Origin of the sequence: Kocuria sp., from assembly GCF_030530945.1 — a bacterium.
Taxonomy (GTDB): Bacteria; Actinomycetota; Actinomycetes; order Actinomycetales; family Micrococcaceae; genus Kocuria.
The window spans coordinates 45,625-61,318 of sequence record NZ_JAUMTZ010000003.1 but is presented as its reverse complement, the minus strand read 5'-3'; the positions used below and the strand labels follow the sequence as shown (position 1 = coordinate 61,318).

Annotated in this window: 14 protein-coding genes; 2 read left to right on the top strand and 12 right to left on the bottom strand. The window is 70.1% G+C overall.

Features of this window, described 5'->3' with window-relative positions; all coding sequences use genetic code 11:
* Window positions 1-56 precede the first annotated feature (56 nt).
* From glgX to glmS, 4 genes are all read right to left on the bottom strand, one after another.
* Window positions 57-2,240, bottom strand: a complete 2,184-nt coding sequence (gene glgX, locus Q4A22_RS04215) for a glycogen debranching protein GlgX (RefSeq protein WP_303177484.1) — start codon at window positions 2,238-2,240, stop codon at window positions 57-59.
* Between the two features lie 84 nt (window positions 2,241-2,324).
* Window positions 2,325-4,121: a bifunctional ADP-dependent NAD(P)H-hydrate dehydratase/NAD(P)H-hydrate epimerase gene (locus Q4A22_RS04210; protein ID WP_303177483.1), complete on the bottom strand. Its 1,797-nt coding sequence runs from the start codon at window positions 4,119-4,121 to the stop codon at window positions 2,325-2,327.
* Window positions 4,114-4,485, bottom strand: a complete 372-nt coding sequence (locus tag Q4A22_RS04205; protein ID WP_303177482.1) for a holo-ACP synthase — start codon at window positions 4,483-4,485, stop codon at window positions 4,114-4,116. Before Q4A22_RS04205 ends, Q4A22_RS04210 begins: the two co-directional genes overlap by 8 nt.
* 311 nt (window positions 4,486-4,796) lie before the next feature.
* Window positions 4,797-6,680: a glutamine--fructose-6-phosphate transaminase (isomerizing) gene (gene glmS, locus Q4A22_RS04200; protein WP_303177481.1), complete on the bottom strand. Its 1,884-nt coding sequence runs from the start codon at window positions 6,678-6,680 to the stop codon at window positions 4,797-4,799.
* 73 nt (window positions 6,681-6,753) lie between these two features.
* On the opposite strand from glmS, the gene coaA reads away from it, so the two are divergent.
* Together coaA and mscL are read left to right on the top strand one after the other, a co-directional pair.
* Window positions 6,754-7,710, top strand: a complete 957-nt coding sequence (coaA, locus tag Q4A22_RS04195) for a type I pantothenate kinase (RefSeq protein ID WP_303177480.1) — start codon at window positions 6,754-6,756, stop codon at window positions 7,708-7,710.
* Window positions 7,711-7,786: 76 nt separating this feature from the next.
* A complete protein-coding gene (mscL, locus tag Q4A22_RS04190) occupies window positions 7,787-8,221 on the top strand; it encodes a large conductance mechanosensitive channel protein MscL (protein ID WP_303177479.1) in 435 nt (144 codons plus the stop codon).
* A gap of 78 nt (window positions 8,222-8,299) precedes the next feature.
* Here the strand turns inward: mscL and glmM are convergent, their stop codons facing one another.
* The 8 genes from glmM to rpsK all read right to left on the bottom strand — a co-directional run bounded on the left by glmM (window position 8,300) and on the right by rpsK (window position 15,678).
* Complete coding sequence (gene glmM / locus Q4A22_RS04185) at window positions 8,300-9,655, bottom strand: phosphoglucosamine mutase (protein WP_303177478.1); 1,356 nt, start codon at window positions 9,653-9,655, stop codon at window positions 8,300-8,302.
* Window positions 9,656-9,703: 48 nt separating this feature from the next.
* On the bottom strand, window positions 9,704-10,756 hold the full coding sequence (ppk2, locus tag Q4A22_RS04180) for a polyphosphate kinase 2 (protein WP_303177477.1): 1,053 nt from the start codon (window positions 10,754-10,756) through the stop codon (window positions 9,704-9,706).
* A gap of 180 nt (window positions 10,757-10,936) precedes the next feature.
* Window positions 10,937-11,440 carry a 30S ribosomal protein S9 gene (rpsI, locus tag Q4A22_RS04175; protein ID WP_303177476.1) on the bottom strand — a complete coding sequence of 168 codons (504 nt, stop codon included), beginning with the start codon at window positions 11,438-11,440 and terminating at the stop codon, window positions 10,937-10,939.
* A 33-nt stretch (window positions 11,441-11,473) separates the two neighbouring features.
* Window positions 11,474-11,917: a 50S ribosomal protein L13 gene (gene rplM / locus Q4A22_RS04170; RefSeq protein WP_303177655.1), complete on the bottom strand. Its 444-nt coding sequence runs from the start codon at window positions 11,915-11,917 to the stop codon at window positions 11,474-11,476.
* 248 nt (window positions 11,918-12,165) lie between these two features.
* The gene (locus tag Q4A22_RS04165) at window positions 12,166-13,179 is read right to left on the bottom strand and encodes a tRNA pseudouridine(38-40) synthase TruA (protein ID WP_303177475.1); all 1,014 of its coding nucleotides are present in this window, start codon (window positions 13,177-13,179) and stop codon (window positions 12,166-12,168) included.
* Between the two features lie 91 nt (window positions 13,180-13,270).
* Window positions 13,271-14,035: a 50S ribosomal protein L17 gene (gene rplQ, locus Q4A22_RS04160; protein WP_303177474.1), complete on the bottom strand. Its 765-nt coding sequence runs from the start codon at window positions 14,033-14,035 to the stop codon at window positions 13,271-13,273.
* Between the two features lie 71 nt (window positions 14,036-14,106).
* The gene (locus Q4A22_RS04155; protein ID WP_303177473.1) at window positions 14,107-15,126 is read right to left on the bottom strand and encodes a DNA-directed RNA polymerase subunit alpha; all 1,020 of its coding nucleotides are present in this window, start codon (window positions 15,124-15,126) and stop codon (window positions 14,107-14,109) included.
* 147 nt (window positions 15,127-15,273) lie between these two features.
* Window positions 15,274-15,678, bottom strand: a complete 405-nt coding sequence (gene rpsK / locus Q4A22_RS04150) for a 30S ribosomal protein S11 (RefSeq protein WP_012397714.1) — start codon at window positions 15,676-15,678, stop codon at window positions 15,274-15,276.
* Window positions 15,679-15,694: the final 16 nt, after the last annotated feature.

Genomic DNA, 15,694 nt, shown 5'->3' with positions numbered 1-15,694 from the left:
GAGGTGGCGCGTCCAGCGCGTCCGGTGGCAGCGGCGTCGACCGCGGAGACCTGGGCTCAGACTTCGTCGGTGTAGACCGCCGCCGCCACGGAGGCGGCAACCGAGGCGTCGGGCTCCTCCTCGGGCTCCTCCCACGCGCGCAGCATGATCGTGGACTTGCCCGCCATGCTCAGCACGGAGGAGTGGCCCCGCACCTCGCCGTCCGCGTGCTCGCCGGCCGTGTCCAGGATCTCCTCCCAGTGCTGGCCGTACTCGGCCGGGGGCAGGGTGACCTCCACGGCCTCCGGGTTGGAGTTGAAGTACACGATGAAGTTGTCGTCCGTGATCCGGCGGCCGCGCATGTCCACCCCGGCGATGCCCTGCCCGTTGAGCCACATGCCCACGGAGCGGGCCAGCGGCTCGTCCCAGTCCGCGGGGACCATGGGGGTGCCATCCGTGTTGAGCCACGCGATGTCCGGCATGGGATCACCCTCGCCGAGCTCGCCCATGTCCACGGGGCGGCCGTCGAAGAACTGCGAGCGGCGGAACGTGGGGTGCTCGTGGCGCAGCCGGGTGATGGCCGCGGTGAACTCCACGAGGGGCGCGTCCACCTTCTCCCAGTTGATCCACGTGAGCTCGTTGTCCTGGCAGTAGGTGTTGTTGTTGCCCTTCTGCGTGCGGCCCAGCTCGTCGCCGTGCAGCAGCATGGGGGTGCCCTGGGACAGCAGCAGGGTGGCCAGGAAGTTGCGCTGCTGGCGGGCGCGCAGGGCCAGCACCTCGGCGTCGTCGGTGGGGCCCTCCGTGCCGCAGTTCCACGAGCGGTTGTGGGACTCGCCGTCGTTGTTGTCCTCGCCGTTGGCCTCGTTGTGCTTCTCGTTGTAGGACACCAGGTCCCGCAGCGTGAAGCCGTCGTGGGCGGTGACGAAGTTGACGGAGGCGAACGGGCGCCGCCCGCTGTTCTCGTAGAGGTCCGCGGAACCCGTCACGCGGGACGCGAACTCGCCGAGGGTGGCGGGCTCGCCGCGCCAGAAGTCTCGGACGGTGTCCCGGTACTTGCCGTTCCACTCGGTCCACTGCGGCGGGAAGTTGCCCACCTGGTAGCCACCGGGGCCGATGTCCCACGGCTCCGCGATCAGCTTGACCTGCGAGACGATCGGGTCCTGCTGGACCAGCTCGAAGAACGTGGAGAGCTTGTCCACGTCGTAGAACTCGCGGGCCAGGGTGGCCGCGAGGTCGAAGCGGAAGCCGTCCACGTGCATCTCGGTGACCCAGTAGCGCAGGGAGTCCATGATCAGCTGCAGGGAGTGGGGGTGGCGCACGTTGAGCGAGTTCCCGGTGCCCGTGTAGTCCATGTAGAACTTGTGGTCGTCGTCCACGGTGCGGTAGTAGGCGTTGTTGTCGATGCCCTTCATGGACAGCGTGGGGCCCATGTGGTTGCCCTCGGCGGTGTGGTTGTAGACCACGTCCAGGATGACCTCGATGTCCGCCTGGTGCAGGGCGCGGACCATGGCCTTGAACTCCTGCACCTGGCTGCCCAGGTGGGAGGCCGCGCTGTACTCGTTGTGAGGGGCGAAGAACGCGATGGTGTTGTAGCCCCAGTAGTTGCGCAGGTCCTTCTCCAGCAGGGTGGAGTCCTGCACGAACTGGTGCACGGGCATGAGCTCGATCGCGGTGATCCCGAGCTTCTTCAGGTGTGCGATCACCGCCGGGTGGGACACCCCTGCATAGGTGCCGCGCTGCTCCTCGGGGACCTCGGGGTGCTGCTCGGTGAGGCCCTTGACGTGCGCCTCGTAGATCACGGACTTGTGGTACGGGGTGTGCGGGGTGCGGTCGCCCTCCCAGTCGAAGAACGGGTTGATCACCACGCCCTTCATCATGTGGGCGGCGGAGTCCTGGTGGTTCTCGGAGTCCTCGTCGCCGAAGTTGTAGGAGAACAGGGACTCGTCCCAGTCGATCTCCCCCTCCACGGCCTTCGCGTACGGGTCCAGCAGCAGCTTGTCGGGGTTGCAACGCAGCCCCTGGGACGGGTCCCACGGGCCGTGCACGCGGTAGCCGTAGCGCTGGCCCGGCTGGACCTGCGGCAGGTAGCAGTGCCACACGTAGCTGTCCACGGCGGTGACCTCCACGCGGGTCTCCGTGCCGTCGGCGTCGAACAGGCACAGCTCCACGCGGTCCGCGACCTCGGAGAAGAGCGCGAAATTGGTTCCCGTGCCGTCGAACGTGGCGCCCAGCGGGTACGGGTGTCCGGGCCAAACTTCCATGAACTTCTCCTCAGGGTGTGGTGGGGCCGAGCACGGGTCCCCCGTTCTCGGCCGAGTCCCCACGATAGCCGCTCCGCGGGTTCCTCACGGACGGGTGAGCACCGCCCGCACGTTCTCCGCCAGCACGGACGGAGGCACGGGGCCCTCCCCCTGCGCCCGCGACGCGAGCGCGTGCAGGCCCGCCCCGAGCGCTGCCGCCGCGGCCCAGCGGCCCTCGCCGCGGGCCCAGTGCCCCAGGGCGGCCAGGGCGTCCGGGTGCTCGGCCACGTGGGCCAGCACGGTGCCCAGGATGCCGCCGAGCGTGTCCCCGGAGCCGGCCGTGGCCAGCCACGGACTCGCGCCCCCCACGCTCAGGAGCAGCACGTCCCCGCCGGACGACGCCGCCGGGTCCGGGGCGCCCCGACCCTCTCGGCCGTCCCGCGGCCGCGGTTCGGCGTCCTCCCGCCGTCCGGAGACCTCACCGGGCACAGCGCCGGACGCGGCGCCACCACCCACCCCGGCCGCGGTGCCACCGGTGGAGCCGACGGGCGAGGCCACCACGGTGGTGGCCCCCTTGAGCAGGACGGTGGCGCCGGTCAGCCGGGCCGCCTCTGCGGCCCAGTGCACGGGGTCCGCCTCGATCTCGGAGCGCTCCACGGCGGCGTCGCACAGTCCGAAGCCGTGCAGCCACTCGAAGACCTGGGAGAGCTCCCCGGCGTGGGGCGTGAGGATCTTGTGGGCACCCAGCCGGGAGTCCGCCACGGAGCGGGCGGCGGCGTCGAGCGCGCCCGCGTCCAGCACCGCGGGTTCCCGCGCCTCGATCACGGCCTGGACGCGCGCGGCCTGGGACTCGTCCCCCACCACCCCGGGACCGGCGAGCCAGGCCTGGACGTGCACGTCCCAGGGCTGGTCCTCGGAGCAGACCACCTCGGGGCTGCGTGCTAGGACCATGGCGCGCGCGGTGGAGTCCCCCAGGAAGCGGACCATGCCCGCACCCGCGTTCACCGCGGCCTGGGTGCACATGATCGCGGCCCCCGGGTAGCTGGGCGCCCCGGCCACCACGCCGAGGACCCCGCGGGAGTACTTGGTGTCGGTGGCCCCGGGACGCGGCCAGGCGGCCAGTACGTCGGACGGCTCGAGACGGTGCACCGCGGGAGCACCCAGCCGGTTCTCGATGCCGATGGGAACCATCGTGAGCTCACCGCCCGCCTGCTCCCCGGGGGAGACCACGTGCGCGGTCTTGGCCCCACCGAACGTGACGGTGGCGTGGGCGCGCAGCACGGGCTCGGGAGCCCGCCCCGTGCTGGCGGCCACCCCCGAGACCACGTCGCAGGCCACGATGCGCGGTGTGCGCCGGGTGAAAGGCACGGCCGGGTCCTGCTCACGCTCCCGGAAGGCGGAGACGAGGCGCGCCGGGGCGCCTCGCAACCCGCCGGAGGCACCGGTGCCCAGCATGCCGTCCACCACCAGGCGGGCGCGGGCCATGAGATCCACCGCGTCCGCGACGCCCACGGCAGGGGCGGCCGCCACCTCGGCGGCGAGCGCCGAACGGTCCGGTCCGTCCGAGTCCTCCAGGCGCAGGACGTGCCCGCCCGCCGCGGTCAGGGCGGCCAGTCCCTCCCGGTGGACGCGGGAACCCGTGAGCACCGCGGTCACGGCCACACCCCGCTCCCGCAGAAAGGCACCGGCCCACAGCGCATCGCCGCCGTTGTTGCCGGATCCCACCAGCAGCACCGCTGTGCCGCCCCGCAGGCTCCCGTCCGGGCTGCTCGTCCGCAGCTGCTCCTCGCAGCCTCGGGCCAGCCCTCTGGCTGCCCGGCGCATCAGGGTTTCGCCGAGCCCCTGCTCCAGCAGCGGCTGCTCGGCCGCGCGGATGCTTTCACCGGTGTACGCCTCAATCATGGCGGGTGCTCCCCTCTCCTTCGGCCACCACGAACGCCACGGCCATGCCGCCGTCGTGGGAGATGCTCACGTGCCAGGTGCGGATGCCCAGCCGCCGCTGCTGGGCGGCCACGGTGCCCGCGGTGTGCAGCTCCGGGGCCCCGTGGGCGTCGTTGGTGACCCAGCAGTCCCGCCAGACCATCCCCGGCGGGGCCTTCAGCGCCTTTGCGGCAGCCTCCTTCACGGCGAACCGCGCCGCCAGGGACCGCGGGGTCAGCCGCTGCTCGTGCGGCACGAACAGGCGCTCCCGCAGACGGGGGGCCCGCTCGAGCTGGCGCTCGAAACGCCCGATGTCCACGATGTCCACGCCGGTGCCCACGATCATCCCGCCAGCCTACCGGCGCGCTCCGACCGTCACAGGGTGACCGTGAGCACGGACAGGTCTGCCCCGCGGCGGCTGCCCGCCTCGGCGCTAAGGGAGCCGAGGTGCCAGGGGGCCAAGGCGTCCGGTCCGCGTGGGGTCAGAGGCGGCTCCGGCCCGGCCGGAACCCGAGAGGTGCCGCCCGGCCACGGGATCGACGGTCTCCTGCCCGCCACGCGGGCGCGGCGGCGTCGTCACCGGGGTGGGGACGACGACGGCGGGTGACGGCTCCCGTGGGAGGCGTCACCCGCCGTGGTGGGCCGGCAGGCCGCGGTCTACTCGACCGTGACGGACTTGGCCAGGTTGCGCGGCTGGTCCACGTCGTAGCCCTTGGCTCCGGCGAGCTCGCACGCGAAGATCTGCAACGGCACGGTGGCCAGCAGGGGCTGCAGCAGGGTGGGGGCCTCGGGGACGTAGAAGACGTGGTTGGCGAACTCGCGCACCGCCTCGTCCCCCTCCTCCGCGATCACGATGGTCTCGGCACCGCGCGCGCGGATCTCCTGGATGTTGGAGACCACCTTGGCGTGCAGCGAGTCCCGCCCGTTGGGCGAGGGCACGATCACGATCACCGGCTGGCCCTGGTCGATCAGGGCTATGGGGCCGTGCTTGAGCTCCCCCGCCGCAAAGCCCTCGGCGTGGATGTAGGCGATCTCCTTGAGCTTCAGAGCACCCTCCATGGCCACGGGGAAGCCCACGTGGCGACCCAGGAACAGGACCGAGCCGGCGTCCTTCATGTCCGAGGCGAGCTCCTTGACCTGGGGCTCCACCTCGTCCAGCACGCGCTGAATCTTGGCGGGCATGGCGTCGAGCTCCGAGAGCAGCGTGGCGATCTCGTCCTTGAACTTGTTGCCGCGCAGCTGCGCCAGGTACAGGCCCAGGAGGTACGCGGCGGTGATCTGGGCCAGGAACGCCTTGGTGGAGGCCACAGCGATCTCCGGGCCGGCGTGCGTGTACAGCACCGCGTCGGCCTCGCGCGGGATCGTGGAGCCGTTGGTGTTGCAGATGGCCACCACCTTCGCGCCCTGCTCCTGCGCGTGGCGCACCGCCATCAGAGTGTCCATGGTCTCCCCGGACTGGGAGACGGCCACCACGAGGGTCTTCTCGTTCACGATCGGGTCCCGGTAGCGGAACTCGTGGGCCAGCTCCACCTCGGTGGGGATCCGGCACCAGTGCTCGATGGCGTAGCGGGCCACCTGGCCGGCGTACGCCGCGGTGCCGCACGCGATCACCACGATCTTGTCGATGGAGCGCAGCACGGACTCGTCGATCTTCAGCTCGTCCAGGGTGAGGCGGCCGCTCTCGTCCAGCCGCCCCAGCAGGGTGTCCCCCACGGCCGCCGGCTGGTCGTGGATCTCCTTCTCCATGAAGGAGGGGTACCCGTCCTTCTCCGCGGCGGCGGCGTCCCACTCGATGTCGAAGGGCTTGCCCTCGGCGGGGTTGCCGTCGAAGTCCACGATCGTGTAGTCGTCCGCGGTGATGGTGACGATCTGGTCCTGTCCCATCTCCACGGCGTGCTTGGTGTAGTCGATGAATCCGGAGACGTCCGAACCCAGGAAGTTCTCGCCCTCGCCCAGCCCGATCACCAGGGGGGAGTTGCGCCGAGCCGCCACCACACGGTCCGGGACATCCGCGTGGACGGCCAGCAGGGTGAACGCGCCCTCGAGCCGGCGGCACGTGTCCTGCATGGCCACGGTGAGGTCCTTGGCATCCGCAGGCTGGGCGTTGTAGGTGCGCGCCAGGAGCACGGCGGCCACCTCGGTGTCCGTCTCGGACACGAAGCTCTCGCCCTCGGCGGCCAGCTCGCGCTTGATCTCGCTGAAGTTCTCGATGATGCCGTTGTGGATCATGGCCAGCTTGCCGCCGTCCACCACGTGCGGGTGGGCGTTGACGTCCGAGGGTCCGCCGTGGGTCGCCCACCGGGTGTGGCCGATGCCGATGTTCGAGTCCGGGAGGGGGTGCTCCTCCAGCTCCGCCACGAGGTTGCTGAGCTTGCCCGCCTTCTTGCGGTACTCCACCTCACCCTCCGCGATGACCGCCACGCCGGCGGAGTCGTACCCGCGGTACTCCAGGCGGCGGAGGCCCTCCAGAATCACGTCCAGTGCAGTGTGCTTCCGCCCGTCAGCACGCTCTGAGCCCACATATCCCACAATTCCACACATGCAAAGCACTGTACCGGAAACGGGTCACCGACTGACCTCCGCGTCCGCGCCCCGGGCCTACACTGGTCCGAGCATGAGCACACAGCCCCTCACCCACCGCGCCACGCCGTTCGTGGAGCTGGACCGCCAGACCTGGTCCCGGCTCTCGCACGAGATCGACGTCCCGCTCACCGCGCAGGAGATCGAGAACCTGCGCGGTCTCGGCGACCGCCTGGACGTGGACGAGGTGCGCGAGGTCTACCTCCCCCTCTCTCGGCTGCTCACCCTCTACGACACGTCCTCCACGCAGCTCAACGCCGCCACCAACTCGTTCCTGGGCGAGCACCACGCGCGCACCCCCTTCGTGATCGGGATCGCCGGGTCCGTGGCCGCGGGCAAGTCCACCACGGCCCGCCTGCTGCGGGAGATGCTCGCCCGGTGGCCCTCCACCCCCAACGTGCAGCTCGTGACCACGGACGGGTTCCTGTACCCCAACGCCGAGCTGCGACGGCGCGGGCTCATGGACCGCAAGGGCTTCCCCGAGTCCTACGACCGCCGGGCGCTGCTGCGCTTCGTCTCGGAGATCAAGTCCGGGGCCGCCGAGGTCCGCGCCCCCAGGTACTCCCACGTCACCTACGACATCCTCCCGGACGAGGAGGTGGTGGTGACCCGCCCGGACGTGGTGATCGTGGAGGGGCTCAACGTCCTGGCACCGGCCAAGCTGGAGAGCGGCAGGCCCGCTGCACTGGCCCTGAGCGACTTCTTCGACTTCACCATCTACGTGGACGCCCGCACCCAGGACATCGAGCGCTGGTACGTGGAGCGTTTCCAGGCCCTGCGCTCCTCCGCGTTCTCCGACCCGGAGTCCTACTTCCACCGCTACGCGGGCCTCACGGACGCCGAGGCGCGGGAGCTGGCCACCGACATCTGGCGCAGGATCAACGAGCCCAACCTGGTGCAGAACGTCCGCCCCACCCGCGGCCGCGCCCGTCTCATCCTCTCCAAGGACCACGACCACAAGATCCGCCGCGTGCTGCTGCGCAAGAACTGACCCGCCGGCGGCGACACGACCCCCGTGTGGGCGCTTCGGCACGCCTTCCATGCACACGCCCCGTACTGTGGACGTCATGCTCAGTGGTTTCAAGGAATTCATCATGAAGGGCAACGTGATGGACCTGGCCGTTGCCGTCATCATCGGCGCCGCCTTCTCCAAGATCGTCAACGCCCTCGTGGAGAACGTGCTCATGCCCGCCATCTCCGCCGTCGTGGGATCTCCCAACTTCGACACCTTCGCCGTGGTCTCCCTGCGCGGCAACGATCTCAAGTTCGGTGTGCTGCTCACCGCAGTCGTGAACTTCCTGCTCATCGCCGCGGCCGTTTACTTCTGCATCGTGCTGCCCATGAACAAGATGATCGAGCGGCGCAACCGGCGCATGGGCATCACTCCCACCGAGGAGCCCGCCGACCCCCAGACGGTGCTGCTCACCGAGATCCGCGACGCCCTCATCGACCGGGGCACCACCACCCCGGCCGAGGGCCGGCACTCCGGCCCCACCGCCTGACCCACCCGTCCACCCCGTCACGCAACGAGGGCCCCGCATCCTTCCGGATGCGGGGCCCTCGTTCATGGAAGGGTGCGCTCAGCCCTGCAGGCTCAGGTTCTCCTGCACCACCGCCACCAGGGCCTCGGCCTCGTGCTGGGCGTCCTCGTGGGTGGCCGCCTCCACCATCACGCGCACCACGGGCTCAGTGCCGGAGGGCCGCAGCAGCACGCGTCCAGTCTCCCCCAGCCGCTCCTCGGTGCGGGCCACTGCATCCTGCACGGCGGGGTTGCTGCCCGCGGCGGCCCGGTCCACATTCTTCACGTTGATCATCACCTGCGGCATGCGGGTCATGGCCGTGGCCAGCTCCTGGAGCGGCATCCCGGTCTGGGCCACGCGCGAGGCGAGCATCAGCCCGGTCAGCAGGCCGTCGCCGGTGGTGGCGAAGTCCGCCATGATCACGTGGCCCGACTGCTCACCGCCCAGGTTGTAGCCGTTGGCCACCATGGACTCCAGCACGTACCGGTCCCCCACGGAGGTGCGCACCAGCTCGATGCCCGCGTCCTCCAGGGCCAGCTGCAGTCCCAGGTTGCTCATCACGGTGGCCACCAGGGTGTTGCTGTTCAGGGCTCCGGCATCCTTCATGGCCAGCGCCAGGATGCACATGATCTGGTCCCCGTCCACCTCCGTGCCGGTGTGGTCCACCGCGAGGCAGCGGTCGGCGTCGCCGTCGTGGGCGATCCCCATGTCCGCACCGAACTCGCGGACGGCCTGCTTCAGCGGACCCAGGTGGGTGGAGCCCACGCCGTCGTTGATGTTCAGCCCGTCCGGCTCCGCACCGATCACGTGGACGGTGGCCCCGGCGTCCCGGAAGGCGTCCGGGGAGGTGCCGGAGGCCGCGCCGTGGGCGCAGTCCAGCACGATGGACAGTCCGTCCAGGCGGTGCGGGATGGCCCCCACCAGGTGGAGGATGTACCGGTCCTCGGCGTCGGAGAGCCGGGTCACGCGACCCACGTCCGCGCCGGTGGGGCGCACGAAGTCGCGCGCCTCGTAGACCTGCTGGATGGTGTCCTCCACGGCATCCGGCAGCTTCTTGCCCCCGTGTGCCAGGAACTTGATCCCGTTGTCCGGGGCGGGGTTGTGGGACGCGGAGATCATCACACCGAAGTCGGCGTCGATGTCCCCCACCAGGTAGGCCGCGGCAGGGGTGGGCAGCACCCCGGCGTCGTACACGTCCACGCCGGAGCTGGCGAGCCCGGCGGTGACCGCCGCGCCCAGGAACTCACCGCTCGCGCGGCCGTCACGGGCCACCACGGCCGTGGGGCGCTTCCCTTCTCCGGCGTGGCGGTGACCCAGGACGATGGCCGCGGCCTGCGACAGTTCCATGGCGAGTTCAGCTGTGAGGAGGCCGTTCGCGAGACCGCGCACGCCGTCCGTTCCAAAGATTCTAGACATCGCAGATCATCCTACGACCATCGACCGGGCAACCGCCGCGCATCCGGATCAGTCCTTCCCCGGACGCACCACCGGGAACCCGTCGGGGTTGGAGCCGTTGTCGTCGGTGAAGTCCGTGGCTCCGCCCACGATCTTGGAGTCCACGGTGCCCACGAGCTCGTGGTCCTTGTCCGGGTAGTCGAACTGCGCGAGCACGTAGCGCATGGCCTCCAGCCGTGCCCGCTTCTTGTCGTTGGACTTGATCACCGTCCAAGGAGCGTCCCCCGTGTCCGTGTAGAAGAACATGGCCTCCTTGGCCTCCGTGTAGTCGTCCCACTTGTCCAGGGACGCCACGTCGGTGGGAGACAGCTTCCACTGCCGCACGGGGTCCGTGCGGCGGGACTGGAACCGCGCGAGCTGCTCTGCGCGGGTCACGGAGAACCAGAACTTGATCAGGTGGGTGCCGGAGTTGACCAGCATGCGCTCGAACTCGGGCGCCTGGCGCATGAACTCGTAGTACTCCTGCGAGGTGCAGTAGCCCATGACGCGCTCCACCCCGGCGCGGTTGTACCACGAGCGGTCCATGAGGACGATCTCCCCGCCGGAGGGCAGGTGCGCCACGTAGCGCTGGAAGTACCACTGCGTCTCCTCGATGCTGGTGGGCTTCTCCAGCGCCACCACCCGCGCGCCGCGGGGGTTCAGGTGCTCGGTGAAGCGCTTGATGGCTCCACCCTTGCCCGCGGCGTCGCGGCCCTCGAAGATGATGAGCAGCTTCTGCCCGGTCTCCTTGATCCACAGCTGCAGCTTCAGCAGCTCGATCTGCAGAGCCCGCTTCGTGTGCTCGTACTCCTTGCGGGAGAGCTTCTGGTCGTAGGGGTAGCCGATCTTCCACGCCTTGGACGACTCCGCGTCCGCCTGCCCGTGCAGCTTCCTGTCCAGCTCGGAGAGCTCGTCCAGCTCCGCGGCGTAGTCCTGCACCACCGAGGCCCGGTGCGGCCCCGTGGGCAGCACCTCCGTGGGCGCGGTCTTCTGGGCGGCACCGACGCGGGCGGCCTCGGCGACCTTGCCTCCGGCCTTCTCCGTGGCGGCCTTCTCCTGCTGGTGGTCCGGTTGCTTGCTCATGCGGGCCCTCTCGTGACGGTGCGGTGGGAGCGACGGTGCTCCGCCTCACACTTTACGCGCGCGTCACGACCCGTTCGCCCGCGCAACACCGAGGACTACGGCGCAGGGCCCCGTTTTCCGGTCGAAACCGGAAAACGGGGCCCTGCGGGGAACGCCCGGTGGGAACCGGAGCGTCGGCGATCAGCGCTTGGAGTACTGCGGGGCCTTGCGGGCCTTCTTCAGACCGGCCTTCTTGCGCTCGATGACGCGGGCGTCACGGGTCAGGAAGCCAGCCTTCTTCAGAGCCGGACGGTTGTGCTCGGCGTCGATCTCGTTCAGCGCACGGGCCACACCCAGGCGGAGGGCACCGGCCTGGCCGGAGGGGCCGCCGCCGCTGATGCGGGCGATCACGTCGTAGCCGCCCTGCAGCTCCAGCAGCGTGAAGGGGTCGTTGACCTCCTGCTGGTGCAGCTTGTTGGGGAAGTACTCCTCCAGGGTGCGGCCGTTGACGGTCCACTTCCCGGAGCCGGGCACGAGGCGCACGCGGGCGATGGCCTGCTTGCGGCGGCCCACGGCCTGACCGGGAACGGTCAGAGCGGGGCGCTCGGACAGTGCGGCGCCGCCGACGGCGGAGTCGGTGGATTCGGAGGTGTAGCTGGTCAGCTCCACGTCCTCGGTCATCTGCTCTTCAGTGTTCTGAGCCACGATTCTCCTTTAAGTGTTCTTCGTTGGCCCGAATTACTGGGCGACCTGCGTGAATTCGTAGGGCTTGGGCTGCTGGGCCTGGTGCGGGTGCTCGGCGCCCGCGTAAACCTTCAGCTTGGTCAGCTGCTGAGCCGCCAGCTTGTTCTTGGGGAGCATGCCCTTGACGGCCTTCTCCACGGCGCGGGTGGGGTTCTTGGCCAGCAGCTCTTCGTAGCTGGTGGACTTCAGACCGCCCGGGTAGCCGGAGTGGCGGTAGGCGCGCTTCTTCTGCAGCTTGGCGCCGGTGAGGGCCACCTTGTCCGCGTTGATGATGATGACGAAGTCGCCGGTGTCCACGTGGGGCGCGAAGGTCGGCTTGTGCTTCCCGCGCAGCAGCGTTGCGGTCTGGCTGGCAAGACGACCCAGGACGACGTCGGTGGCATCGATGACGTGCCACTGACGCTGGACGTCACCGGGCTTCGGAGTGTACGTACGCACGTTGATCTGCCTTCGTTTGTCTGGTGAAGACACGATTACTCGTGTCGATCTGTTCCGCTGTGCTTCGGGGCCCGGGTGAGATCCGGGCGGCATCCGTGCGTCCGCAACCCGGTGCACCGCTCGGCCGTGCGCTCTGCAACATGAGCGACCGAGGCGGGTACACGTGAACCGGGGCAGAACACGCACAACAGCATTCCATGATACCGGATCCCCGTTCACCCCGCCACTTCGCGGATGCGGAACCGGCGTCAGGAAGCGTCTCGCCGGGCCCTCGTGAGCAGCGCCCGCTCCGCCAGCCGCTCCGGTGACGGGTAGTTCACGGCCTCCAGCACGAGACCGTGGGCGGGTGCCATGGGCACGGAGGCATCCCGGTTCGCGGCCCGCAGCCGTTCCCCCGGCCACGAGGCGTCCCGGCGTCCTTCCCCCACGCGGGCCACGGCCCCCACCACCGAGCGGACCATGTGGTGGCAGAAGGCGTCCGCGGTGAGGCGCACGAGGACCGTCCCTGCGGCGTCGCGCTCCACGCCCGCGCCCTGCAGCTCCCGCACCGTGGTCGCACCCTCCCGGGGCTTGCAGAAGCTCAGGAAGTCGTGCAGCCCCAGCAGCTCGTGCACCGCCCGGTCCATCGCGGCCACGTCCAGCTCGGAGTTCAGCCACCACGCCCACGTGCGTGTGAGGGGGTCGTGGCCGGTGACGGTGTCCGCCACGCGGTACAGGTACCCGCGGGACAGCGCGGAGAAGCGCGCGTCGAAGCCTGCCGGGGCCACGGCGACGTCGTGCACGACCACCGCTCCCACGGCCGGTTCCCAGCCGTGGGCCTCCCGTTCCCTCCCCAGCACGCGGGCCAGTGCCCCGTTGAGCCGACGGGTGATCGCGGGGACGGAGCCGGCGGCGAGGCCTCCCACGCCGCTCCCCGCACCCGGCGAGCCGTCCGCAGCCCCACCCCGGCCCGCGGGGGTGGCGGAACGGGCGGGCCCCGATTCCCCGCCTCCGCGCGGGGCGCTCAGCTCGCGCCAACGGGTCACCGGCACGTCCACGTGCACGGTCTGGTTCCGCGCGTGCACCCCGGTGTCCGTGCGCCCGGCAACCACCGTGCGGCACGGCGCGCGGACGACCAGCTCGAGGGCGTCCTCGAGCGCGGCCTGCACACTGGGAAGCCCAGGCTGGCGCGCCCATCCCCTGAAGGGCGCGCCGTCGTAGGCCAGCTCGATCCGCAGCCGTGTGGTCTCGTCCAGCACCTCGTGCTCCTCTCCCCCGCTCATCCCCGGGGCCGTGCCCGGACACGACGACGCCGCCGCAGGCGTCCTGCGGCGGCGTCGTCACCGGTGCGTGCGCGACCGGGGAACTTCTCGACTACTCGGAGATCTTCTGGGCGGCCGCGCCGCCGGCGGGCTGGAAGCCAGCCGCCTCGGCGTTGGCCGGGGAGTCGAACCAGATCTCCGCGGTGGTCCCGGAGTACCAGCGCGAACCGGGCACGTGGTACTTCATGGAGTTGCGGTTGCCCTTGACGGCGAAGCCCTCGGGGGCCTCACCGGACTCGAGCGGGGCGTGCGAGCCCGGGAACTCGGCGTCCTTGTTCTCGGCGGCGACCTCGGCGGCCTCCTCGGAGCCCACGGCCGGAGCCTGCTCCTCGGCGGGGATCTCCTCGGCCTTGACGTCCGCGGTCGAGGAGCCAGCGGGGGTGTCCACCGGAGCAGCCGGGGCCGGGGCGGCCTTGGCGGTGGCCCGCTCGGCCTCGGCGACGGTCTCGCGCTTGGCCACGGGCTCCATGACCAGCTCGATCACGGCCATGGGGGCGTTGTCGCCCTTGCGGTTGCCGATCTTGGTGATGCGGGTGTAGCCGCCCTCGCGGCCCTCCATGGCGGAGGCGATGCTGGTGAACAGCTCGTGCACCACGGACTTGTCGGTCAGCTGACGCATGACGCGACGGCGGGAGGCCAGGTCACCGCGCTTGGCGAAGGTGATCAGGCGCTCGGCCACGGGACGCAGGCGCTTGGCCTTGGTCACAGTGGTGGTGATGCGCTTGTGCTCGAACAGCTGCTGGGACATGTTCGAGAGGATCATGCGCTCGTGGGTCGGCCCGGCGCCGAGACGGGGTCCCTTGGTAGGGGTAGGCATAGTAGATCTCCTGGTGGTCGGGCCCGCGCGGCCGGCTCAGCCGCCGCGGGGCACGGGAAGTGGTGTGGGCGTCAGTCGAGGTCGACGTCGAACGGGTTGTTGTTGTCGTCCTCGTCCTCGAGGGACGCCGCGTGGGCGGCGAGGTCGTAGCCCGGAGGGGAGTCCTTCAGGGCCAGACCGAGCTCACCGAGCTTGTCCTTGACCTCGTCGATCGACTTGGCACCGAAGTTGCGGATGTCCATGAGGTCCGCCTCGGAACGGCCCACGAGCTCACCCACGCTGTGGATGCCCTCGCGCTTGAGGCAGTTGTACGAGCGGACGGACAGCTCCAGGTCCTCGATGGGCAACGCCATGTCCGCGGCGGCAGCCGCGTCCGTGGGGGACGGCCCGATCTCGATGCCCTCGGCCGCGGAGTTCAGCTCGCGCGCCAGACCGAAAAGCTCCACCAGCGTGGTGCCCGCAGAGGCCACCGCGTCACGCGGGGAGATGGCCTCCTTGGTCTCCACGTCGAGGATGAGCTTGTCGAAGTCCGTGCGCTGCTCGACACGGGTGGCCTCCACGCGGAAGGTCACCTTGAGCACGGGCGAGTAGATGGAGTCCACGGGGATCCGACCGACCTCGGCGTCACCGGACTTGTTCTGCGACGCCGAGACGTAGCCGCGGCCGCGCTCGATGGTCAGCTCGATCTCCAGCTGGCCCTTCGAGTTGAGGGTCGCGATGTGCAGCTCGGGGTTGTGGACCTCCACACCCGCCGGAGCCGAGATGTCCGCCGCGGTGACCTCACCCGGGCCCTGCTTTCGCAGCCAGGCGGTGACCGGCTCGTCCTCCTCGGAGGACAGCGAGAGCTGCTTGATGTTCAGGATGAGCTCGGTGACGTCCTCCTTGACACCCTCCACGGTGGAGAACTCGTGCAGCACGCCGTCGATGCGAATGCTGGTCACGGAGGCACCGGGAATGGAGGACAGGAGCGTGCGGCGCAGGGAGTTGCCGAGGGTGTAGCCGAAGCCCGGCTCCAGCGGTTCGATCACGAACCGGGAGCGGTTCTCGGCCACAGCCTCTTCCGTGAGGGTGGGACGCTGTGCAATCAGCACTGATGTTTCCTTTCAGCGTGCCTCCGCCATATGACGCACGCAGGTGGTGGAAAACAAGATGGGTGGATGCCGCGGTGAGCAGGCGAGGACACCGCGTCGAGACGCGGCCGTCCGGGACCGTGGGTCCGGACGACCGCGTGACACGGATCAGACGCGGCGGCGCTTGGGGGGACGGCAGCCGTTGTGCGCGGACGGGGTGACGTCCTGGATGGAGCCGACCTCCAGACCGGTCGCCTGCAGGGCGCGGATCGCGGTCTCGCGTCCCGAGCCCGGTCCCTTGACGAACACATCCACCTTGCGCATGCCGTGCTCCTGAGCACCCTTCGCGGCGGCCTCGGCGGCCTGCTGCGCGGCGAACGGGGTGGACTTGCGCGAGCCCTTGAAGCCCATGCCGCCGGCCGAGGCCCACGACAGGACCGCACCCGAGGGGTCGGTGATGGAAACGATGGTGTTGTTGAACGTGGACTTGATGTGAGCCTGACCTTGGGTCACATTCTTGTTCACCTTGCGGCGCGGCTTGCGAGCGGCCGTGGCGCGAGTCTTCTGGGCCATGAGTTCTCCTACAAAG

Bases quoted from the DNA above. Each gene is read 5' to 3' on its own strand.
- glgX (WP_303177484.1), bottom strand. From the start codon at position 2,240: ATGGAAGTTTGGCCCGGACACCCGTACCCGCTGGGCGCCACGTTCGAC.
- Q4A22_RS04210 (WP_303177483.1), bottom strand. From the start codon at position 4,121: ATGATTGAGGCGTACACCGGTGAAAGCATCCGCGCGGCCGAGCAGCCG.
- Q4A22_RS04205 (WP_303177482.1), bottom strand. From the start codon at position 4,485: ATGATCGTGGGCACCGGCGTGGACATCGTGGACATCGGGCGTTTCGAG.
- glmS (WP_303177481.1), bottom strand. From the start codon at position 6,680: ATGTGTGGAATTGTGGGATATGTGGGCTCAGAGCGTGCTGACGGGCGG.
- coaA (WP_303177480.1), top strand. From the start codon at position 6,754: ATGAGCACACAGCCCCTCACCCACCGCGCCACGCCGTTCGTGGAGCTG.
- mscL (WP_303177479.1), top strand. From the start codon at position 7,787: ATGCTCAGTGGTTTCAAGGAATTCATCATGAAGGGCAACGTGATGGAC.
- glmM (WP_303177478.1), bottom strand. From the start codon at position 9,655: ATGTCTAGAATCTTTGGAACGGACGGCGTGCGCGGTCTCGCGAACGGC.
- ppk2 (WP_303177477.1), bottom strand. From the start codon at position 10,756: ATGAGCAAGCAACCGGACCACCAGCAGGAGAAGGCCGCCACGGAGAAG.
- Q4A22_RS04165 (WP_303177475.1), bottom strand. From the start codon at position 13,179: ATGAGCGGGGGAGAGGAGCACGAGGTGCTGGACGAGACCACACGGCTG.
- rplQ (WP_303177474.1), bottom strand. From the start codon at position 14,035: ATGCCTACCCCTACCAAGGGACCCCGTCTCGGCGCCGGGCCGACCCAC.
- rpsK (WP_012397714.1), bottom strand. From the start codon at position 15,678: ATGGCCCAGAAGACTCGCGCCACGGCCGCTCGCAAGCCGCGCCGCAAG.